The 19,791-nt window shown below is 36.8% G+C and carries 23 protein-coding genes and 1 tRNA gene; 16 read left to right on the top strand and 8 right to left on the bottom strand.

Annotated elements, in window-relative coordinates; all coding sequences use genetic code 11:
• Positions 1–10: 10 nt before the first annotated feature.
• Positions 11–1,921 (top strand): D-apionate lactonase family protein, encoded by a 1,911-nt coding sequence (locus GXP67_RS19810; RefSeq protein WP_162444730.1) that lies wholly within the window; start codon positions 11–13, stop codon positions 1,919–1,921.
• Between the two features lie 56 nt (positions 1,922–1,977).
• On the opposite strand, the gene GXP67_RS19805 is transcribed toward GXP67_RS19810, so the two are convergent.
• From GXP67_RS19805 to GXP67_RS19795, 3 genes are all read right to left on the bottom strand, one after another.
• A complete protein-coding gene (locus GXP67_RS19805; RefSeq protein ID WP_162444729.1) occupies positions 1,978–2,580 on the bottom strand; it encodes a hypothetical protein in 603 nt (200 codons plus the stop codon).
• An 82-nt stretch (positions 2,581–2,662) separates the two neighbouring features.
• Positions 2,663–3,466 (bottom strand): hypothetical protein, encoded by an 804-nt coding sequence (locus GXP67_RS19800; RefSeq protein WP_162444728.1) that lies wholly within the window; start codon positions 3,464–3,466, stop codon positions 2,663–2,665.
• Positions 3,467–3,618: 152 nt separating this feature from the next.
• A complete protein-coding gene (locus GXP67_RS19795) occupies positions 3,619–3,804 on the bottom strand; it encodes a hypothetical protein (RefSeq protein ID WP_162444727.1) in 186 nt (61 codons plus the stop codon).
• Between the two features lie 132 nt (positions 3,805–3,936).
• Here GXP67_RS19795 and GXP67_RS19790 point away from each other — a divergent pair, with 132 nt between their 5' ends.
• Both GXP67_RS19790 and lpdA read left to right on the top strand, forming a co-directional pair.
• Complete coding sequence (locus GXP67_RS19790; protein ID WP_162444726.1) at positions 3,937–4,692, top strand: M15 family metallopeptidase; 756 nt, start codon at positions 3,937–3,939, stop codon at positions 4,690–4,692.
• Positions 4,693–4,786: 94 nt separating this feature from the next.
• Positions 4,787–6,187, top strand: a complete 1,401-nt coding sequence (lpdA, locus tag GXP67_RS19785; RefSeq protein ID WP_162444725.1) for a dihydrolipoyl dehydrogenase — start codon at positions 4,787–4,789, stop codon at positions 6,185–6,187.
• A 151-nt stretch (positions 6,188–6,338) separates the two neighbouring features.
• Here the strand turns inward: lpdA and GXP67_RS19780 are convergent, their stop codons facing one another.
• A complete protein-coding gene (locus GXP67_RS19780; protein ID WP_162444724.1) occupies positions 6,339–7,016 on the bottom strand; it encodes a tetratricopeptide repeat protein in 678 nt (225 codons plus the stop codon).
• 137 nt (positions 7,017–7,153) lie between these two features.
• Between GXP67_RS19780 and GXP67_RS19775 the strand changes: the two genes are divergently transcribed.
• The 10 genes from GXP67_RS19775 (at position 7,154) to GXP67_RS19730 (ending at position 15,409) form a co-directional block, all read left to right on the top strand.
• A tRNA-Lys gene (locus tag GXP67_RS19775) sits at positions 7,154–7,226 on the top strand.
• A gap of 474 nt (positions 7,227–7,700) precedes the next feature.
• On the top strand, positions 7,701–8,135 hold the full coding sequence (locus tag GXP67_RS19770) for a hypothetical protein (protein ID WP_162444723.1): 435 nt from the start codon (positions 7,701–7,703) through the stop codon (positions 8,133–8,135).
• Between the two features lie 888 nt (positions 8,136–9,023).
• Positions 9,024–10,514 carry a hypothetical protein gene (locus GXP67_RS19765; RefSeq protein ID WP_162444722.1) on the top strand — a complete coding sequence of 497 codons (1,491 nt, stop codon included), beginning with the start codon at positions 9,024–9,026 and terminating at the stop codon, positions 10,512–10,514.
• A gap of 4 nt (positions 10,515–10,518) precedes the next feature.
• Positions 10,519–10,704 (top strand): hypothetical protein, encoded by a 186-nt coding sequence (locus tag GXP67_RS19760; RefSeq protein ID WP_162444721.1) that lies wholly within the window; start codon positions 10,519–10,521, stop codon positions 10,702–10,704.
• Positions 10,705–10,795: 91 nt separating this feature from the next.
• Positions 10,796–11,092, top strand: a complete 297-nt coding sequence (locus GXP67_RS19755) for a hypothetical protein (RefSeq protein ID WP_162444720.1) — start codon at positions 10,796–10,798, stop codon at positions 11,090–11,092.
• A 403-nt stretch (positions 11,093–11,495) separates the two neighbouring features.
• Positions 11,496–11,813, top strand: coding sequence for an IS66 family insertion sequence element accessory protein TnpA (gene tnpA, locus GXP67_RS19750; protein ID WP_162443404.1), 318 nt, complete (start codon positions 11,496–11,498; stop codon positions 11,811–11,813).
• Complete coding sequence (tnpB, locus tag GXP67_RS19745; RefSeq protein WP_162443405.1) at positions 11,801–12,139, top strand: IS66 family insertion sequence element accessory protein TnpB; 339 nt, start codon at positions 11,801–11,803, stop codon at positions 12,137–12,139. Before tnpA (GXP67_RS19750) ends, tnpB (GXP67_RS19745) begins: the two co-directional genes overlap by 13 nt.
• A 70-nt stretch (positions 12,140–12,209) precedes the next feature.
• Entirely contained in the window at positions 12,210–13,688 is a 1,479-nt protein-coding gene (gene tnpC / locus GXP67_RS19740) for an IS66 family transposase (protein WP_162443406.1), read from the top strand.
• Positions 13,689–13,768: 80 nt separating this feature from the next.
• Positions 13,769–14,071, top strand: coding sequence for a hypothetical protein (locus GXP67_RS19735; RefSeq protein ID WP_162444719.1), 303 nt, complete (start codon positions 13,769–13,771; stop codon positions 14,069–14,071).
• A 186-nt stretch (positions 14,072–14,257) separates the two neighbouring features.
• Complete coding sequence (locus GXP67_RS19730; RefSeq protein ID WP_162444718.1) at positions 14,258–15,409, top strand: cysteine desulfurase family protein; 1,152 nt, start codon at positions 14,258–14,260, stop codon at positions 15,407–15,409.
• Between the two features lie 7 nt (positions 15,410–15,416).
• Here the strand turns inward: GXP67_RS19730 and GXP67_RS19725 are convergent, their stop codons facing one another.
• On the bottom strand, positions 15,417–15,719 hold the full coding sequence (locus GXP67_RS19725; protein WP_162444717.1) for a hypothetical protein: 303 nt from the start codon (positions 15,717–15,719) through the stop codon (positions 15,417–15,419).
• A 71-nt stretch (positions 15,720–15,790) separates the two neighbouring features.
• Between GXP67_RS19725 and tnpA (GXP67_RS19720) the strand changes: the two genes are divergently transcribed.
• Genes tnpA (GXP67_RS19720) through tnpC (GXP67_RS19710) form a run of 3 tightly spaced genes read left to right on the top strand, consistent with a single transcriptional unit; the run spans position 15,791 to position 17,968 of the window.
• On the top strand, positions 15,791–16,108 hold the full coding sequence (gene tnpA, locus GXP67_RS19720; RefSeq protein WP_162444716.1) for an IS66 family insertion sequence element accessory protein TnpA: 318 nt from the start codon (positions 15,791–15,793) through the stop codon (positions 16,106–16,108).
• Positions 16,096–16,458, top strand: coding sequence for an IS66 family insertion sequence element accessory protein TnpB (gene tnpB / locus GXP67_RS19715; RefSeq protein ID WP_162444715.1), 363 nt, complete (start codon positions 16,096–16,098; stop codon positions 16,456–16,458). The genes tnpA (GXP67_RS19720) and tnpB (GXP67_RS19715) overlap by 13 nt, the downstream gene beginning before the upstream one ends.
• A 31-nt stretch (positions 16,459–16,489) precedes the next feature.
• On the top strand, positions 16,490–17,968 hold the full coding sequence (gene tnpC / locus GXP67_RS19710; protein WP_162444714.1) for an IS66 family transposase: 1,479 nt from the start codon (positions 16,490–16,492) through the stop codon (positions 17,966–17,968).
• Between the two features lie 9 nt (positions 17,969–17,977).
• Here tnpC (GXP67_RS19710) and GXP67_RS19705 read toward each other — a convergent pair whose 3' ends face one another.
• The 3 genes from GXP67_RS19705 to GXP67_RS19695 are packed head-to-tail and all read right to left on the bottom strand — an operon-like array spanning position 17,978 to position 19,773.
• On the bottom strand, positions 17,978–18,319 hold the full coding sequence (locus GXP67_RS19705) for a hypothetical protein (protein WP_162444713.1): 342 nt from the start codon (positions 18,317–18,319) through the stop codon (positions 17,978–17,980).
• Positions 18,303–18,959 carry a hypothetical protein gene (locus tag GXP67_RS19700; protein WP_162444712.1) on the bottom strand — a complete coding sequence of 219 codons (657 nt, stop codon included), beginning with the start codon at positions 18,957–18,959 and terminating at the stop codon, positions 18,303–18,305. Before GXP67_RS19700 ends, GXP67_RS19705 begins: the two co-directional genes overlap by 17 nt.
• The gene (locus GXP67_RS19695; protein ID WP_162444711.1) at positions 18,952–19,773 is read right to left on the bottom strand and encodes a ParB/RepB/Spo0J family partition protein; all 822 of its coding nucleotides are present in this window, start codon (positions 19,771–19,773) and stop codon (positions 18,952–18,954) included. Before GXP67_RS19695 ends, GXP67_RS19700 begins: the two co-directional genes overlap by 8 nt.
• Between the last annotated feature and the right edge of the window lie 18 nt (positions 19,774–19,791).

Raw genomic sequence — 19,791 nt, 5'->3', positions numbered from 1 at the left:
CAGCCTCTTAATGAATACAGAAAAACTTCTGTCTGAAAATATACTGCTCTATGGAAGTGATGCGCCTTTGCCTCCTCAAATCCCGCTTCAGGCCGGCCCAGTACAGATGGTATATGAAGAAGGTAAACTGCGGTATATACAAGCAGGCAATACGGAACTGGTGCGGATGATATATGTGGCCTTACGGGACAAACGCTGGGGAACCTATATTCCGCAAATTACAAATGAGCAGATAGACATACAGCCCGATTTCTTCCGTATTACCTATACCTGTTCGTATTACTACCAGAATCGCTTGCTTTTTTCGTGGGATGCGCTTATTTCCGGGGATGCTTCCGGCAGTATTTACTTTGAAATGAATGGAAAAGCGGATGCAGATTTTGAGAAAAACCGCCTGGGTATTTGTGTATTGCATCCCATTGAATCGCTGAAAGGAAAAAAAATTACCATTACTCACCCGGATCTGAAACAAACTACTGGCACTTTTCCTGTATTCGTCAGTCCGCATCAGCCGTTTAAGAATATACGTTCGATGCAGTATTTTCCGGACGAAAACAGTACTGTTTCCATCACTTTTACTGGAGATATTTTTGAGATGGAAGACCAGCGCAACTGGACAGATGCTTCGTATAAAACCTATTCTACTCCACTGGAAATCCCTATTCCGGCAAAAGTAAAAAAGAGCGATACTTTTTTTCAGTCAGTAACAATACAGGTAACTGGGTTTGCTACCCAAAAGAAACCAATAGCTATTTGTACTATTATTCCCCATTGGGAACAAACCACCGTTTTTCCTTCCATAGGTATCCGTCAAGCTTCAGAGTATGATACACTAAATACAACCCAAATTGAGTTACTAAAAAGTTGTGCCTTTACCCATTACCGCGTTGATGTTTTACCCACTCAGGCTGATTGGAAGGAGAAATGGCAAAAAGCCTTGCAGGAAGTGAGAGTTTTACAGATAAGTATTGAATTAGCCATTCATTTGAAAGAGGAGAATGAATTACAAACCATCCTTAACACGATCGCCACTGAAAAGCAGTTTATAACATCAATTATTCTCTATTTTCCGCCCAGTCTTTCCGGCAAGCAACAACAGGAAGAATTGATTCTTATCTGCAAACAATACATTCCGGATGCAGAAATAGGCATTGGCACCAAAGGTTTCTTTGCCGACATCAACCGCAACAGGCCAGGAGAGGGCAGTTTTGATTTTATTGTTTTCTCAGCTAATCCACAGGTACATGCCTTTGATAATTCAACTATGATTGAGAACCTGGAAGCGCAGAAGTATCCGGTTGAAACCATACAAAGCTTTGCCAACGACAAGAAAATACATATCTCTCCACTTTCTTTACGAATAGACTTTGATCCGGAGGATTATAGTGAAGATATGCTTCCTTTTCAGCTGGATTCCAGGCAAGTATCTTTATTTACAGCCGGATGGACTCTGGGGAGCCTTAAATATCTGGCAGAGAGTGGTGCTGCAAGTGTTACATGTTTTGAAACGGTAGGCAAAAAGGGAATTTTGGCTGGAGAACAAGCAAATGCTCATACTATATTTCCTGCTTTTCCGGAAATGATTTATCCGGCATATTATATTTTCAAGGAACTGGCCACAATGAAAAATGCTACAGTTATTGCTTGCTCTACCGATTTCCCTTTGCAGGTTAGCAGTTTATTACTTAAACAAGATAACAGATTGAAATTACTTCTGGCCAATCATACTTCTGATGAAGTAACTATAGATCTGGCTGCGCTTAATTATTCATGGTCGGCCAAACAAATAGATGCTTCAACTATACAGCAAGCTGTTATTACCACAACCGCCTACGAGCAAGTAACCACCAGTCCAATTAGCAATACGATTACACTGCCTCCATTTGCTTTCAGTATACTCAGTGCTACCCTAAGTCAATAAAAAATAAAGGGTTGATACCTGATGTATCAACCCTTACTAAAAAATACTAAAAAAGTTTATTGGGCCATTTCAGCGATTTTGGGCAGCGGAACTGTTCCAGCTAAGCGCAAAATATCTGCTTCTGTAGCATCATCCATTTTTAAAGTAAACAATGTATTATTCATAGGAACCTGTAACTCATAATTTGTTTTATTGGTGTCAGTGTCAGTCGTTTTGGTAAGTACAGATTTATAGCCCTGTACTTTTACTGTTTTCTGATTCGGATCTGACGCCATACTGCCGATCAAAGGCATTGATAAAAAAGCATTCAATGTGGTGATCAGCGGAGAATTGTTGATTACTTCTACAGTAGCCGTTTTAGGGTTTGTACCATAGGTACGCTGTACATACAAGCCCACCCCGGAACCGCTGCTGCCAGATACATTGTCTGCTTTGGTATTGGCATTTAGAGCATCCATTTTTACAGGGAGTAATTTCAGAATATCTTTTGCGATGGCTAAGTCAAGTTCTTTTAACATTTGTTCCATCGCAAAGCGGGAATCCGACAATTTTTTTGAGGAATAGGCTGATTTAGCTTCGGTCAGATTTTTAGCAAAATCCTGCGAGAAGGCCATTACTGAAATGGCTGAGAATAATAAAGTAGTGAATATCTTTTTCATGAGGAGTAAATGAATGGTTAAAATGTAGTAAGGGATGTTTTTCCCGAACTTAAGAGATGGCTAAAAAGAATTTCCTGTCAGATTACTGTTCACCTAGTTTCTTTTTAATACCATCAATATCTATGGCACCTGCAGCAGCCAGCATTTCCTGCTCGGTGGCAAAGTTTATTCCTTCATATACAATCAGCGAAGACTGGCCGATAGGAACGCTTAACTTATACCCACTACTTTCATCAAATTCCATTACAGCCCGGTGCCCTTTTACCTTAACCTGTTTCCATTTCTGTTCTCCGCCATTGGTTTGAGAATAAGCACCATTGGTTAGATATAGATTCACTGAGGACATCCATGCCGAGTTATTGGCCACTATTACTGTTAATTCTTTGTCATCATCATTTTTATATAGACGCTGAATCGTGAGTCCAGCCCAGCCCCATCCGGTGCTGGTTACCTGGTCGGCGCTTTCGTCTTTTTTCAATCCGCTCACCGTTTCCGGTAATGATTTTAAGATATCTTGGCCAATTTCCATTTCAACGCCAAGCATAGCCTGTTGAACGGCATAACGGGCTTCACCATATTTCCCTGATTTATAAGAAGTCTCCGCATCAGTAAGATTCTGGTTTACATCAGGAGGAGTGGTTACCATCCCACCGCTTTTATTTTGTGCTTTTCTGCGGCTATTGTTTCCTGAATTGTCAGTATCAGAACTAGAAGTATTAGTAGAGGAGGAAGTAGATTCATTTTTCTTTTTATCCTCTAAGGCTTTATCAATCGCTTTATCAGCGGTATTTTCCACTTTTTGCCGGAGCTTATTGAGCACCTGCCCGGAAGCGGAAGAAAATGAGAGTACTGCTACTGTCAGCAGTAAGAAGTAAGATTTCTGCATGTGCAAAAAGTTTAGGATGTAGTAGAATTAAGTGTTTAAAATCACCTGTGAATGACTCCTGTTATTTATAGAGTCTTAAAAAATAGCATTAAAACAAAAAATAGGCTATCATAAATATATGACATTTTTATCGTTCTTTATTAGATTCCCGTTCAAAATAACAGCGCAGAAATCATTTTTTGTGTAGCGTTACCATCTACGTTATTGCTTACTTGCTGGGGAGCAACTTCTTTAGCAAACGTCTTTTTTTCTGTAAGTTTAGAAGCAAGTCCAATGATGATAAAACAGATAAGAAATACAAATCTGATAGTAAGTTGGGTGGAAGTAATCTTTCTCATGGTTTGTTTTAATCAGTTGACAGGTTTTATGTATTTACGATTCTCAGGTAACCTGTTTTTTTACAAAATTTTATAGTTTTATTATATAAATATTCTGAATGACACCATACAAAACCTGTCATTTCCTTAATTATGCTGAAAACTAAGCTATTGCATTTTTTTATTGCAGGTATTCTATTCTTAACCTATGGGTGTCAATCCTCCACTGAACAGACGAAAGATCCCATCCAAATTCAAGATACCCTCAGCCAGGCCAAAACATCCCATAAGATTGATACAGTATCTACTAGGTCAGAACCAAGAATCAGCCTGCTCACCAATCAAGAGTTAAATAACCTGCCCGACAGTTCATTTGTAGAGTTGCTTACCGTAGACAGTACCTTTGTTTTGGATATGAAATATGCCACTCCTGACAATTTTCTGAAGAGCAAAGTATATGATTGTGACAAATGTCTGTTACGGGTGAAAGTAGCCAAAGCGCTTGCCAAAGCCCAGAAAGCTTTTGCAGATCAAGGATACCGCATCAAGTTATTCGATTGTTACCGCCCGCTGGATGTTCAAAAACGCATGTGGGCCCTTATGCCCGACAAACGGTATGTAGGGAATCCTTATCAAAATGGCTCTGTTCACAATAAAGGGGCTGCCGTAGATCTTACGTTAGTAGATGCAGAGGGAAAAGAAGTTGACATGGGCACTTCCTTCGATCATTTCGGCAGGGAAGCACATCATGCCTATACCAATCTTCCACAGGAAACCTTACAGAACCGTAAATTATTAAAACAAGGAATGGAATCTGCCGGTTTTTTACCCATCACCAGCGAATGGTGGCACTATTTCTATCAGAACAATAGATTTCCGGTGGCAAATTTCAAACCTGCTTGCCCGTAACAAAATACAGGGAATCCTTTGACAGATAATCAATTCTTTCCAACTTTGCCCTACGCATGAACATTCATGTATACTTAACCCACCCCATACAAATATGGATTACGATGTAGTGATTATCGGTTCTGGCCCTGGAGGCTATATTGCAGCCGTTCGTTGTGGACAATTAGGACTTAAAACAGCCATTATTGAAAAATATGAAACCCTGGGAGGCACCTGCCTTAACGTAGGCTGTATCCCTTCCAAAGCATTACTGGACTCTTCGGAGCATTTCTTTAACGCATCTCATACCTTTGCTGCACATGGCATTGAACTAAAAGACCTGCAAGTGAACCTTTCGCAGATGATTAAGCGCAAAAATGAGGTAGTGAAGCAAACCACCGATGGGGTAAAGTTTCTGATGAAAAAAAACAAAGTAACTACCTACCAGGGAATGGGTTCATTTGTAGATAAAAATACAATTCTGATCACTGATACTAAAGGCGGCACTCAGCAGATTACTACTAAAAATGTAGTAATTGCCACTGGTTCCAAACCTGCCTCTTTGCCAGGAATTGCCATTGATAAAAAACGGATCATTACCTCTACAGAGGCACTTAATTTACCGGAAATTCCAAAACACCTAATTGTAATTGGTGCCGGTGTGATTGGCGCAGAACTTGGTTCGGTATATGGCAGACTAGGAGCCAAAGTTAGTTTTGTTGAATATGCCGGCTCCATGATTCCAACCATGGATGGCACCATGGGAAAAGAATTACAAAAGGCCATGAAAAAAATCGATACTGACTTTTATTTTAACCACAAAGTAATTGGTGTTGAAAGCAAAGGAGAGGAAGTAATTGTGACGGCTGATAATAACAAAGGTGGTACGCTTACTCTTTCCGGCGATTACTGCCTGGTAGCCATTGGCAGAAAACCTTATACAGACGGACTAAATATAGAAAAAGCAGGCGTACAGAAAGATGACCGAGGTAGAGTTATTGTAGATGAACATTTGCAAACAAATGTTTCCGGAATTTATGCCATTGGTGATGTAATTAGGGGAGCCATGCTGGCACATAAAGCAGAAGAAGAAGGTGTTTTTGTAGCCGAAGTCATTGTCGGACAAAAACCCCACATCAATTATCTGCTAATCCCCAATGTAGTATATACCTGGCCGGAAGTAGCAGGCGTTGGCTATACAGAAGAAGAATTAAAATCCAAAGGTATTACCTATAAATCCGGTTCTTTTCCATTTAAAGCTTCCGGACGTGCCCGTGCCAGCATGGATACAGATGGATTAGTAAAAGTACTGGCCGATGCCACCACCGACGAAATATTGGGTATTCATATGATTGGCCCACGCACCGCCGACATGATTGCTGAAGGAGTGGTAGCGATGGAATATAGAGCTTCTGCCGAAGACATAGGCCGTATGTCACATGCCCATCCTACGTATACAGAAGCCTTAAAAGAGGCATGCCTGGCTGCTTCTGATAACCGGGCATTGAATATATAAGTTGGATTGCGTAAACTAGTTATTGCTTCCACTGATTTTTATGCCATAAGAAATATATATTTCTTATGGCATTATATATTATAGGGTATTTCAGATTGGAGTAATGATTATGCTAATTAGTTGTAAAACTTCTTTAGGCAAATTATTATTCTTACTCGATCATTAAAACATTTTGTTGTCTTACATAAGCAATCTGCTCATTCCAGACTATTTCCAGCCATATATCCTGTTGATTATTAATATCCAGCCGATGTCCTTTCGGTAAAATCGAAATTAAAGATGCGCCAGCCGAAGGAGCACTCATCAAATATACGTTATCATGAGCTATGATTGCTTTTACAGATTTATATCTGAATGTGATATTTAGAAAAGCAAAAACAATGATAAGAAATAAAATGAGTCCGATCATATGCCTGGATGGTACGTATTGTCGACGCAACTTTCGTCCAATCATAGAGGCAAGTAAAATTGTGCATATAAGCATGAGAGCAGAAGTAATATATACATAATACCGCTCATACAATACCATAAAGAAATCTGCATCCTTAAATTCATATCCTGTCAGGTTATGACGGGAAGCAATATTTTTCATTTGATCTATGGCCTGCTGGCTGGGCCGGAATGAATAGTATACACTTAGATAGTATAAAGCTTGGGTATAATCTTCCAATCCCTCATAGATATAAGCCATTTTTAGTAATATTCCTGGAGAAGCTTTCCCACTTTGTGAAAGAATCTGCTCATATAATTTTAATGAACCAGTAAAATCACCTCTTTCAAATAAAGAATCAGCCTGCTGAATTTGGTAAGTATAGCTTTGTCCGTACATGGGATGAAATTGTACGAAACAGGCAAAAACAAAAAGGCTGAGTTTTTTTAATATAACATTTTGCATTTAGAACATCAACATCTATATTTGCATCGCAATTAAGGAAAACGACCTTAGTAATGCAATCTTACCGATAAGATTCCGTAGCTCAGTCGGTAGAGCAATACACTTTTAATGTATGGGTCCTGGGTTCGAATCCCAGCGGGATCACTGAATATATATTAAAAACCCTCTAATTTTGATAATTAGAGGGTTTTTTTATTTTTTACTCGTTTTTTGGAGAGTAAGAATAATACTTAGGAGAGTAAAAAATATTTGTAATCTAATTATAGATAAGATTAAAGCTTCAGATTATCTTCTCATAATTACCTTTCAAAATGGTATAGAATAGGATCATTTTTTCTTTTTTAAGAACTTATATTTTTAACTCTTACCATAGGTTTTGACAAAGATTATGATTCTATGACTTATTATCCAAGAAAGTATTCCGTAAAAATATTTTCACATTTTTGATATTAAAACACAACTTTTGTTTTTTCTGAAATATAATCCCTAAAAAATAAAGTAATATATATGGAAAACTCAGAATTAATAAGAACAAATATTTATTGTAGCCCAAACTGTAAAAAAAAATAAATTCTGGAAGAAGGTTTCTATGATAATATAGGTAATTCCTGCGAATGTGTGTTAGATGAATTTGATTTAACTAATATAAATGGAAAGTATACTATAGAAACAGATGAAATTGATAATGAGATAGAATGTAAAGATGATTTTCATTACTTTATTGCAAATGGAAACAAGGAAGATGATATTATTATATGGACAAGTAATGGCTTTATTAATAATTATGCTGGCTCTTGGAATTGCCCTAAAGGCATGAAGGCAACAGTAATATCTGTGAATTCAGTAAATATGGGTAGGTATGTAGATGAATATCTATATTTGGTCACTGATAAGTTGGTTGAGATGGATTTACTCGCAAGTAACTTATGTGGAATAGCTTATAATCAAAGAATAAAAAGGAAATGTATTATCAAGGAGTTATGCTCTGATGAAGATGCAAATACAAATAACAAAATGGATGATGATGATACTTTTTTTATTGATAATATTTAGTGCAGTTGTATATATTTAATCATTCTGACTAAAAAAGGGAATGTAAATTGAACTGTAATAGGGACTTTTATTTTAATGCTCAGGTTGGTTGGCGGCTGTTTAAGCAGACGGCCAACCTGAATTATTATCCAACTCCTCTGATCCTATCACCGAAAATCGTAAAAAGGTTCGTGAGTACTCAGACCCAGTCGCGCTAGGCATATCCCATTTCTGGCTAATGTTCTACTTATTTAGATAATACCTGCATGAATAGTTTATCATTGTTGAATCAGTATAAAGTTGAATCAGTATAAATTATTTAACCTTACTTTAGCTAATTCTCATTAAGCTGTATATCTAAAAGTGACCTTAAAAAAACTTCATTGATCGACTTCGGCAATTAAAAAGCAATAAAGGCCTTTTCTGACAAATCAAAAAGCATTTAAGTAATCAAAAAAATCTGACTAACTATTGGCAGGTTAAATTACTTGTTGCTTTTCTTTTTTCTCAAATTTCTTCTGCTTCTGAATTTAAAACTAGACCTAAAATGTGCATTAAACACATTTACATTATCGTATTTAGGATTTAGGATAAAATTTAACTATTTGTCTCTTTGCACTAAACCTTATTTCAAATTCACATATCTTAAAAAATACCTCATAATTTTATTTACTACCAAATATTATTCTTTTCTACAGCAGTCTTTAGTTCTTCTGATTTTATATAAATAATTTATATCAATTAATAATCATTTAATTAATTGATGTTTGTCATTCTATAGTCTATGGAGTAGATATATTATCAATAATGTATATATATATTTTTTGTCCATCTACTTAACTCTATGATTAATTAGAAAATATTTTTTCATTTTTTTAAAACTTTAAGTATTTCCTGAATAGAATAACCATGCAAACACAAATAGAACATGGTTATATAGATATTAGTACAGGAAAGTATTGGAATGCCCAAACAAATAAATGGGTAATTAAGTTAAGGCCATCTACAAAAGGCACAAATAAAGGAGCCGCTATAGGTAAAACAAAAGGTTATACTTATAAGAAGAAACTGGAAGCAATTAATAAAGATGCTACCAATTGGCAAACATACGCATGGTTACCTATAAACCTATCTCTAGAAAAGCTAGCAATGGATGCGCAAAAGCATTGGCATCATGAAGTTAAATTTGAATTGGACAGAGCTTTATCCTTGTCTTCACTTATAATAGTTAAAAGGACATCAGCAATAAAATCAAAGAAAAATACCCACTTTTATAAGCAAGGATATACAAATGTTTCTTCTAAAGCTTTGAAAAAATGGGTTCATTCACAAAATTATGAACAGTATCTGCAATTTTTTCAAGATGCCAAATATATAATAAGAAGTAAAACCTATGCTTCAAACAGTTATGCTAAACAAATTAAATGGGTTAATAATTTGGTATTTAAACAAGGAGATCTAAGAAAATACTATAGAGTTCCTTATTCAGATGAACGAGTTTTAGTGAGGCTTTATAACTTAAAAAAAGAAAAGCGAAAAGAAATTCTAAAGAATAAAAGTAGGCTTGAATTAACTCATAATCTGGAATTAATATCTAAGGATTTTGATATAGCTGGCTTCACAGCTTGGGCTTTAAGTAATCCACATGAGTTTAAAAATCTTGATGAACTGAATGAATATTTAGTACGGGTTCAAAGATTTCAAGCAGGCGATATGTATTTAAATTGTATGGATGAATTTGGAGAACGCTTTCATTCTTTATTTACTAATAGCAAAAAAATAATACGTAAGTTCATAATAATCGATGGTAAGGCACCCATTGAGATAGATATAAAAAATAGCCAGATGTTTTTTATGTCATGTTTGACCTTATATAAAGAACAGTCCTACCAAATACTCAAAAAAAATTACAACACAACACTGTTATATAAGAATCTGCATCTAATGGACTACTATTATAATAGTCATGCTGACTACAAAACATTCATTGATCATTCAATCTCAGGAAATATTTACCAGTTTATCATCAAAGGATTCAAAGAAATAGGCAAAATATACACCAAAAAGCAGGTGAAAGATATGTGCTTTAAAGCTCTTTTTAGTAAAGAAGGAGAATGCAAGAGATCTAAAAAAATACTAAATCATCTATTTCCTTCGGTTATTCAAGTTTGTGAAATTATTAATCGAAATGATGGTGGCTTTCCAAAGCTCCTACAAAGATTTGAGGCGAGAACTTTATTGGATATGATAGCAACAAAAGCAAACGAGGTATGTCCATTTCCTTTTGTTACAGTACATGATTCTTACATATGCGCTCCTCAAAACAAAGAATTATTCTTACAACTAATCAAGGATACATTTACAAACTTAGGATTGCCAATCCCAAAAACTAATTTATAATAAAATGAAAGATAATAGCATAGAAATGATTATTAATGGTAAGGCCATTCGGGTAACACCAGAAGATTGTGCCAATATTATGTGCAATAAATTAATAAAAGGAAGAATCCAACAGGAAAGGGTCCGTAAAATTGACGATGTGATTAAAAGTTGGGAAAACCCAAATTCTTCAGACGAGAAAATGAAATAAATAATATAATAGAAAAAATATTCTAAAATTTTAAAACTTTAAGCAAAAAGTCAATATAACTATTACACAAGAATTAAAAACAAATATCGAAATGGAAAAATACACAAAAATTGAAGAAATAGAAGAAAACTATGAGACGGATGAACTAGTAGATGGACAAAATGATTTTTTAAAAAGATTTTTACCAAAGCTTACGAACGATGCACTCGTTGACCTTGCAATGAGAATTATAAATACTGACCCACAAAATTACTTAACAGTAAACTTTGGGGGTGAAGAGATGTCATTACCAGGCTATATCTGGCTACCTGCCATTTATAAAGCAATTCAAAGTTACAAGAACAGACGTAGAAAAACTATAATTTCTGAGTTACAGAAAGAGTTATAAATATCATCGAAAAGCTCACCTGTAATTATAGTTGAGCATAAAAGGTTGATAATGCTGAATCAGTAATAATTAGTATTTAGCTATTGTCATTTGATTTTAAATTTATAAGGACAGGGCGTCCATCATAAAGCATCATATAGAAGAAATAACCATATTTTTAAGGAAAAAAGCAAAGTAGCAGAATCATCTGTAAAGATTTGTTCTTTTCCTTGAAACCCTTAACCAAAAATACTACAGAAAGTAGATTAAAAATATAAAAAATTTAATGAATGACATTCAACGATTAAAAATACATGCCCCACAGCTATTAGAAGTTTTAAAAAGAAACGGGATCAATGTATGCACCCGGTAAAACAGCCTTGATTTGTGATGAGCAGCTTTCCTAACTTTAGGAGAAAAAACAATGACACAAATCAGAACCCAAAAGGAAATGTTTCCGCTGGTAGCAGAGTGGCTAGCAAGCGGCATCAGCCAAAAAGAGTTTGGCCAAAGACATGGATTTGCGCTACATATTATGCCCTATTGGGTGAGTAGGTACCGGAAGGTGCATGGATCAACTCAACCCACACCTGCTGCAAGCACAGGATTTATTCAATTACCCACCTCTCAAGCTACTATAAGCCCTATGGAAGTGGCTTTACCCTCTGGAACAATCATCCGTTTCTCCTCCCTGATTCCGGTCAGTTACCTACACGAGTTACTCACTTCATGTTCGCGTTAACAGCCTCGCAAAGATTCTTTCTCTATGGGCAGGCAGTGGATATGCGTAAAAGTTTTGATGCCTTAAGTGGAATTGTTTCTACAGATATGGGTAAAGATGTCTTGTCAGGGGATGTGTATATTTTCATAGGTAAAAGCAGAGATAAGATTAAACTACTAGTGTGGGAGAAAGCAGGCTTTGTATTATACTATAAGCGTTTGGAAGCAGGCACTTTTCACCTGCCCAAAAGTGGGCAGTATAGTTTATCTTACAGCGAATTGTGTTTATTGATTGAAGGGGTGGAGGTGGAGGTCAAACAAAGGCATAAACGCTATGGGGTCCTGTAGAAAAAACAGCTACACCTGCTTGACAGCTACAGCAGCAAGATTTATCTTGTAGAGATCAAGTAGGATTGATATGTCTGCTACGCCCCTGTTATCTACTGTCCAGCAACAAGCCTTATTAGAGGAGAATGAGCAATTGCGAGAGGAAATCAAAGAACTCAAACGGCTTATCTTTGGTAGTAAAAGGGAACGTTTTGTGCCACAAGTTAATACTGCACAACTGAGTCTAGAGTTAATTTCCTCAAGCAGTGAACCTGCTGTAGTGGTCAAGCAGACCATCAGTTATGAGCGGGCAGTCAAACAAATAGCTAAAAAAGCCATTCGTGGCGGTTTTCCTACACATCTGCCACGCATTGATGTGATCTTACAACCCAAAGAAGATGTATCAGGTATGCGCAAAATCGGTGAAGAAATCACCGAGGAGTTAGATTTAAAACCGGCTTCCCTGTTTGTCCGCCGCTACATCCGCCCCCGTTATGTGAGCAAGGAGGAGACTTTTCATATAGCTGTTTTACCTGCACGCCCGATAGAAAAAGGTATGCCCGGGGCAGGTTTGCTCTCCCAAATTATTGCAGATAAGTTTGTCTCTCATCTGCCTTTCTACCGGCAGGCACAGCGCTATGAGCAGTTGGGCATGAAAATTCCTGCCTCCAGTTTGGATGGCTGGTTTGAAGGGGCTTGCGCCTTACTAGAACCACTCTATCAAGCCTTGCGCTTACACATCCTTGCTTCTACTTATCTGCAAGCAGATGAGACACCTATCGCTGTCTTAGATAAGCAAAAGAAGGGAGATACCCACCAAGGCTACCATTGGGTGTATTACTCACCCGAAGAGAGACTGGTGCTGTTTGAGTACCAACCCGGCAGAGGCAAAGATGGACCGGCTAAACTGCTAAAAAACTACAAAGGCTATCTGCAAACAGATGGCTATGTCGCTTATGATCAGTTCGAAACAAGAGAAGATATCGTATTAGTGGGTTGTATGGCCCATGCCCGCAGATATTTTGAGCATGCTTTGGATAACGACAAAGCAAGGGCAGAAAAAGTACTGCTCTGGATTCAGCAGCTATATGCGGTAGAAAGAGAAGCCCGGGAGAAAAACCTCTCTACAGCAGATCGTTATTTATTGCGCCAGCAAAAAGCTCGTCCGGTAATGGATCTGCTTGGAGAATGGTTAGTAGCAGAGCACAGTAAAGTACTTCCCAAAAGTGCCATTGGCAAAGCGATCTACTACCTTGTAGCCCGCTACAATAAGATCTATTTGTATTTAGAAGATGGTAGACTAGAAATAGATAACAATCCGGTGGAGAACGCTATTCGGCCTGTGGCTCTTGGACGCAAAAATTATCTCTTTGCTGGTTCTCATGCCGGAGCACAACGGGCGGCTATTGTCTACAGCCTGCTTGGCAGTTGTAAACTGCAAGGCATTAATGCCCATGACTATTTACAAGATGTCTTGCAAAGATTGCCTAACCAGCCTATCAACCAACTTAAAGAACTACTGCCTTCCTTTTGGAAAAAAATTAATTCATCACCTCAATTACAGATATAGCCTGCTACTTCACCGAACGGATACGGATCAATATTGAAAATTATGATATAATAGAATATTCATTTTCTGGTGAACCAAGGTTGGTTACATTAGAAGGACTTGAGATAATGACAATAAAATATTATAATGATTTTGAACTTAATAAACAGATAGAATTCAAAGAGTTTGAAGAAAATAATTTTGAAGAGCTAGATCAAGAAGATATAGAAGATTTATTTTTTGAATCTTATCCTACACCAATTATAGAGCAATTTGTGCTAGGAAAATATTTATGTGTATTGATAGATTTATTTAAAGGCATTCCAGAAGGTGCAGATTTATATGCAGAATACAAGAGAAAAAAGAGAGTAAAGAAAATAAAAAATGCTTTAATAAATTGTTAAATTAATCATAAGCAACAAGCTTTTCCTATTAATAAAGAAAAGCATTCAAATTGTAAAAAAACGGTCTATGAGAAAAATAATAACTCCATAAATAAGGTATATCGGAAATCTAAATAGACATCAACTTAAGAATTAATTTGGCATACAATAAATCGTATATTAACTTTAGCAGGTTATTACGGTAGTATGGACAAGATAATTTATTTAGACAATAATGCAACAACTCCTTTAGATCGTAGAGTTCTAGATGCAATGATGCCATATTTAACAGAGTTGTTTGCAAATCCATCAAGTAATCATTCATTTGGTGTAAAAGTGAATGATGCCGTAAAAGAGGCAAGGAAGCAAGTTGCAGACTTGATTGGTGCGGAGGCTAATGAAATCATTTTTACTTCTGGAGCTACAGAAGCTATTAATCTTGCTATTAAGGGTATAGCCCAACAATATTCAGATAAAGGAAAACATATTGTCACTGCCAGCACTGAGCATCCTGCAGTTTTAGATACATGTAAATTCCTTGAGTCTATAGGTTATGAAGTTACCTATCTTAGTGTCGATAAATATGGACTGTTAAATACTAATGAGGTAGAGCAGGCCATAAGAGAAGATACAATTCTTTTGTCTATAATGTATGTAAACAATGAAATAGGAGTAATTCAGGATATTAAAGAATTTGCCAGAATTGCGCATAGGAAAGGTGCTTTTTTTATGACAGATGCTACACAAGCAGTTGGTAAATTACCTATTAATGTAGATGATTTAGGAGTAGATATATTAGCTTTTTCTGGTCATAAGTTTTATGGACCTAAAGGTATTGGAGGATTATTTATTCGAAATAGAAAACCTAATAAAGTCAAACCTTTAGCCTTATTGCATGGAGGTGGGCATGAAAAAGGCTATAGAAGTGGCACATTAAATGTTCCTGGTATCATTGGTATAGGCAAAGCAGCTGAAATAGCTAAGGGTGAAATAGATGCTGATAGGGTATCTATACAGAAATTAAGAGATTATCTTGAATCTAGTTTGTTGAAAATTGAAGATACCTTCCTTAATGGACATCCTACTCAAAGACTTTATAATGTGAGCAATATTTGCTTTAAAGGAGCCGATGCAGATGCCATTATTATTGGGTTGAAAAATATTGCTGTATCTAATGGTTCCGCTTGTTCATCAAACAAAATTGAACCGTCTCATGTTTTGACTGCAATGGCCAGAATTGATCTGGAGGCATACTCAAGTATAAGATTTAGTCTCAGTAAGTTTAACAGCTTAGAAGAGATTGATTTCTTAATTAATCAATTGCAAAAAGTTATTTTATCTTTAAGATCTATGGTATGAATATAGGTTATGCCCTCAAGCTTCTAACAGTTTCTACAAAATTATCCCAAGCTTCCAAACTATCTATAATTTCGTCTGTATCTCTATTCCAAGTATACAGTTGCCAATAATTTTTATAACCACATTTTTGAGCCTCTACCTTAATTTTTTCAGGGCTGTCAGGTCCGCAACATTCTGCAAACAACCACACTTCATTTGAGAAGGGGTTCAAATCTTGACAATAATCTTGTTCAACTGTGGATGGATTTAAAACAGATTTGCAGCTGATTATAGCTTTAGCTTTATCTTGCTCAATGAAACGAAAGTCCATTATGTGTATGCGCTCGGTAAAACAGCCTTGATTTGTGAGGCGTAGCGCTCCTAAATTTAGGAGAAAAAACTATGACACAAATCAGGACCCAAAAGGAAATGTTTCCGCTGGTAGCAGAGTGGCTTGCAAGCGGCATCAGCCAAAAAGAGTTTGGCCAAAGACATGGATTTGCCCTACATATTATGCCCTACTGGGTGGCCAGGTACCGGAAGGTGCATGGAACAACTCAACCCACACCTGCTACTAGCACAGGGTTTATTCAATTACCTATTCCCCAAGCCACGGTAAGCCCAATGGAAGTGGCTTTACCTTCCGGAACAGTCATCCGTTTTTCCTCCCTGATTCCGGTCAGTTACCTACACGAGTTACTCACTTCATGTTCGCGTTAACAGCCTCGCAAAGATTCTTTCTTTACGGGCAGGCAGTGGATATGCGTAAAAGTTTTGATGCCTTGAGTGGGATTGTCTCAGGGCAGATGGAAAAAGATGTATTGTCAGGCGATGTATATATTTTTATAGGCAAGAGGAGAGATAAGATCAAACTTTTAGTATGGGAAAAGGGTGGCTTTGTTTTATACTACAAGCGTTTGGAAGCAGGCACTTTCCATTTGCCCAAGGTTGGACAATGGAGTTTATCTTACAGCGAGCTGTGTTTATTGATTGAAGGCGTAGAAGTAGAGGTCAAACAACGCCATAAACGTTATGGGTGTCCTGCAGAAAAAACAGCCACGCCTGCTTGACGGCTATAGAGGGAAGATTTATCTTGCTACTATGTCAACTGCCCCACCTTTATCTGCTGCCCAACAACAAGCCTTAGTGGAGGAGAATATCGAACTGCGGGAGGAAGTAAAACAACTACGCCGTTTGTTGTTTGGCAGTAAAAGAGAGCGCTTTGTAGCTCAGGCAGAGGATGGACAACTGAGCTTAGAGTTAGCTTCGGCAAGTAGTGAACCGGCCGTAGTAGTTAAGCAGACAGTCATCTATGAACGGGCAGTCAAACAAATAGCCAAAAAAGCTATACGCGGAGGTTTTCCTTCGCATCTGCCTCGAGTAGATGTGATCTTAGAGCCACAGGAAGATGTTTCGGCAATGAGAAAGATCGGGGAAGAAATCACCGAGGAGTTAGACTTAAAACCGGCATCCCTGTTTGTCCGACGTTACATTCGTCCCCGTTATGTGAGCAAAGAGGAGACTTTTCATATCGCTGCCTTACCTACACGCCCGATAGAAAAAGGGATGCCCGCTGCAGGCCTACTTTCCCAAATTATTACAGATAAGTTTGTCTATCATCTGCCTTTCTACCGGCAGGCACAGCGTTATGAGCAGTTAGGCATGAAAATTCCTGCCTCTACTTTGGACGGCTGGTTTGAAGGGGCTTGCGCCTTGCTGGAACCTCTTTATCAAACATTACGAGTATACCTGCTTTCTGCTACTTATTTGCAAGGGGATGAAACCCCGATAGCCGTCTTAGATAAGCAAAAGAAGGGAGACACCCACCAAGGCTACCATTGGGTATATTATTCACCTGAGCAAAAGCTTGTATTATTTGATTACCAACCAGGCAGAGGCAAAGGTGGACCGGCTAAACTGCTCAAAGACTACAAAGGCTATCTGCAAACGGATGGCTACGCAGCCTATGATCAATTTGAGGTAAGGAAAGATATCGTGTTAGTAGGCTGTATGGCCCATGCCCGAAGGTATTTTGAACACGCTTTGGAGAACGACAAAGCCAGAGCAGAAAAAGTACTGCTGTGGATGCAGCAGTTATATGCTGTGGAAAGAGAAGCCCGGGAGAAAAACCTCTCTGCAGAGGATCGTTATTTATTGCGTCAACAAAAAGCCCGTCCGGTAATGGATCTGCTTGGAGAGTGGCTCGTGGAGGAGCATAGCAAAGTGCTGCCTAAAAGTGCCATTGGCAAGGCCATTTACTATCTTGTTGCCCGTTACAATAAGATCTATCTCTACTTAGAAGATGGTAGATTAGAAATCGATAATAATCCGGTGGAAAACCTTATTCGTCCTGTAGCCCTGGGCCGCAAAAATTACTTATTTGCCGGAAGCCATGCCGGGGCACAACGGGCAGCTATGGTTTACAGCCTGCTTGGCAGTTGTAAATTGCAAGGCATTAATGGCCATGAATACTTACAAGATGTCTTGCAAAGATTACCTGACCAGCCTATCAATCAACTTAAAGAACTATTGCCTCCCTATTGGAAAAAAGCCGATGCATTCCCTGTACCGGAAATATAACCTGCTACTTCACCGGACGGATACCATTATGTGATTTACTCCATCTCCATTCCATCTCATATAATGCCCTTTATTATGAATAATAATATCACATTCTCTTGATAGTTCACCTTCATCATTAATAAGATGTCCCCAGCTTGCTTCTAAATCAGAATCTAAAAATTGCCTTATTGCATAAATTAATAACGCTGAAAATCTTAATCCTCTAACAAAAGGAAGTATAGTGCCTTTATTTTTGCCTTGCCTTTTTTCAATCTGACGAATATAAGTATTGATTCTAAACTCACTTAATCCAGCCTTTATAATATGATATTTTTGCCTATCCAAAACTTGTTTATGGCCTTTTGACATAACTTTGTTCAATTAACTTTGATATAAATTGAGAAAGTGTCTTTTTATGCAATTTTGCAGCATCACGTAATTTTTTTTCTCCCTGTTTTGTAATTTTTATAATGCCCTCATCTTTAAAATTGATTTCTATAATATTATCGCTTGTTATATATTCTACTAAATATTTTCTAAGTTTATCTTCTATTAAACCATCTTTATAAGCAAATTTAATTACTGAGATTTTTAGTTGTTTTGAATCCCTTACTTTTTCAACCAGAGATTGAATTGGCAAATCAGGAAACTTTTCTTTTAATGGAGTCAAAATTCTTATATCTTGACTGTTAAAAGATTTATTGATTATTTGTTCAGCTACAAAATATTGCTCATTAAAACTTAGCTGGGATAAACTATTTACAATTTCAACACTATCTATCTCTCTTTTTTTTACTAACTCTCTAACAGGATTAGATAATTTCTGGATTGAAGTAAATTTTCTTAACATACCTTTCGATATATTTAAAGCATTTATTAAGTCATTTATGCTTCCATAATGTTTAATAAATTCTTCTATAAGGCTATATATTTGAACTAAGTCAAGGCTTCTATTTTTTCTACTAGTATTTGCTATTAAAATGGCTAGTATTTCATCTTTCCTATTCATTTAAATAATTGTTATTTTTTAACCAATCAGTTAATGCATTAAGTGTGATCACATCTGATTCTATGGCTAGGTCATCTGAAGCCTTTTTAAGTGCTTTACCAACTTTTATAGGAAGGTTAAGAATTACTGTTTCCTCTATGCGAGCTTTTTCAGCTCCTTCTAATATCTCCTGGACTTGAGCATTAGGATTTTTTTGTCCAAACTCTACTACTCTCCTTTTCTCATACTTTGTTAAATCCTTGATTTTATCAATTAATTGATCAGCTTTAGTTGGATCACCTTGTGCAGCTTCTAATGCTCTTTTAGCATCTATTGCAGAAATTTGTCCAGCGTAAAGAAAATTTTTAATTTTTTCTGTAGCTTGTTCATCAATTTTTATAAAGCTTCTAACTTTTCTAACACTAAATCCTAATTCTTTTGCAACTTTATTGGCATCCTTCCCATAATGTTTATATAATGTAGTAATTGCTTTTTCTGTATCCTTATATGATAACTCTGCTCTATGCAAATTTTCTGAAAGTGAAAGCATTAAAGCATGAATATCATCAATATCTCCTGTAAAAGTGGCCTTAATTGTCTTCTCGCCTAAAAGTTGATGAGCTAAAAATCTTCTTTGACCAACAACAACATCATATAGTGGACTTCCTAATTTTCCTCTTAATATTATAGGTTGCATTAAGCCATGCTCTTTGATGCTTTCAGCAAGTTCTTTGAGTGACTCTTGCGAAGTTGAAGAACTTAAATCTGAACGTACATTGATCCCTTGAAGCTTGATTTGATCAAGATTTATTTCATGTACTTCATCTATTTTCATATTTCATAATTTTAAATA

This window comes from Rhodocytophaga rosea (genome assembly GCF_010119975.1).
GTDB classification, from domain to species: domain Bacteria; phylum Bacteroidota; class Bacteroidia; order Cytophagales; family 172606-1; genus Rhodocytophaga; species Rhodocytophaga rosea.
The sequence above is the reverse complement of the archived record's forward strand: the minus strand, read 5'-3'. Positions and strand labels throughout refer to the sequence as shown.

What these genes read in the sequence shown, in the direction of transcription:
- tnpA (WP_162443404.1), top strand. Translation starts at nt 11,496, where the DNA reads ATGACACAAATCAGAACCCAAAAGGAAATGTTTCCGCTGGTAGCAGAG.
- GXP67_RS19705 (WP_162444713.1), bottom strand. Translation starts at nt 18,319, where the DNA reads ATGTCAAAAGGCCATAAACAAGTTTTGGATAGGCAAAAATATCATATT.
- tnpC (WP_162443406.1), top strand. Translation starts at nt 12,210, where the DNA reads ATGTCTGCTACGCCCCTGTTATCTACTGTCCAGCAACAAGCCTTATTA.
- lpdA (WP_162444725.1), top strand. Translation starts at nt 4,787, where the DNA reads ATGGATTACGATGTAGTGATTATCGGTTCTGGCCCTGGAGGCTATATT.
- tnpB (WP_162444715.1), top strand. Translation starts at nt 16,096, where the DNA reads ATGTTCGCGTTAACAGCCTCGCAAAGATTCTTTCTTTACGGGCAGGCA.
- GXP67_RS19730 (WP_162444718.1), top strand. Translation starts at nt 14,258, where the DNA reads ATGGACAAGATAATTTATTTAGACAATAATGCAACAACTCCTTTAGAT.
- GXP67_RS19700 (WP_162444712.1), bottom strand. Translation starts at nt 18,959, where the DNA reads ATGAATAGGAAAGATGAAATACTAGCCATTTTAATAGCAAATACTAGT.
- GXP67_RS19790 (WP_162444726.1), top strand. Translation starts at nt 3,937, where the DNA reads ATGCTGAAAACTAAGCTATTGCATTTTTTTATTGCAGGTATTCTATTC.
- GXP67_RS19755 (WP_162444720.1), top strand. Translation starts at nt 10,796, where the DNA reads ATGGAAAAATACACAAAAATTGAAGAAATAGAAGAAAACTATGAGACG.
- GXP67_RS19805 (WP_162444729.1), bottom strand. Translation starts at nt 2,580, where the DNA reads ATGAAAAAGATATTCACTACTTTATTATTCTCAGCCATTTCAGTAATG.
- GXP67_RS19765 (WP_162444722.1), top strand. Translation starts at nt 9,024, where the DNA reads ATGCAAACACAAATAGAACATGGTTATATAGATATTAGTACAGGAAAG.
- tnpA (WP_162444716.1), top strand. Translation starts at nt 15,791, where the DNA reads ATGACACAAATCAGGACCCAAAAGGAAATGTTTCCGCTGGTAGCAGAG.
- tnpC (WP_162444714.1), top strand. Translation starts at nt 16,490, where the DNA reads ATGTCAACTGCCCCACCTTTATCTGCTGCCCAACAACAAGCCTTAGTG.
- tnpB (WP_162443405.1), top strand. Translation starts at nt 11,801, where the DNA reads ATGTTCGCGTTAACAGCCTCGCAAAGATTCTTTCTCTATGGGCAGGCA.
- GXP67_RS19780 (WP_162444724.1), bottom strand. Translation starts at nt 7,016, where the DNA reads ATGTACGGACAAAGCTATACTTACCAAATTCAGCAGGCTGATTCTTTA.
- GXP67_RS19800 (WP_162444728.1), bottom strand. Translation starts at nt 3,466, where the DNA reads ATGCAGAAATCTTACTTCTTACTGCTGACAGTAGCAGTACTCTCATTT.
- GXP67_RS19725 (WP_162444717.1), bottom strand. Translation starts at nt 15,719, where the DNA reads ATGGACTTTCGTTTCATTGAGCAAGATAAAGCTAAAGCTATAATCAGC.
- GXP67_RS19760 (WP_162444721.1), top strand. Translation starts at nt 10,519, where the DNA reads ATGAAAGATAATAGCATAGAAATGATTATTAATGGTAAGGCCATTCGG.
- GXP67_RS19695 (WP_162444711.1), bottom strand. Translation starts at nt 19,773, where the DNA reads ATGAAAATAGATGAAGTACATGAAATAAATCTTGATCAAATCAAGCTT.
- GXP67_RS19810 (WP_162444730.1), top strand. Translation starts at nt 11, where the DNA reads ATGAATACAGAAAAACTTCTGTCTGAAAATATACTGCTCTATGGAAGT.
- GXP67_RS19795 (WP_162444727.1), bottom strand. Translation starts at nt 3,804, where the DNA reads ATGAGAAAGATTACTTCCACCCAACTTACTATCAGATTTGTATTTCTT.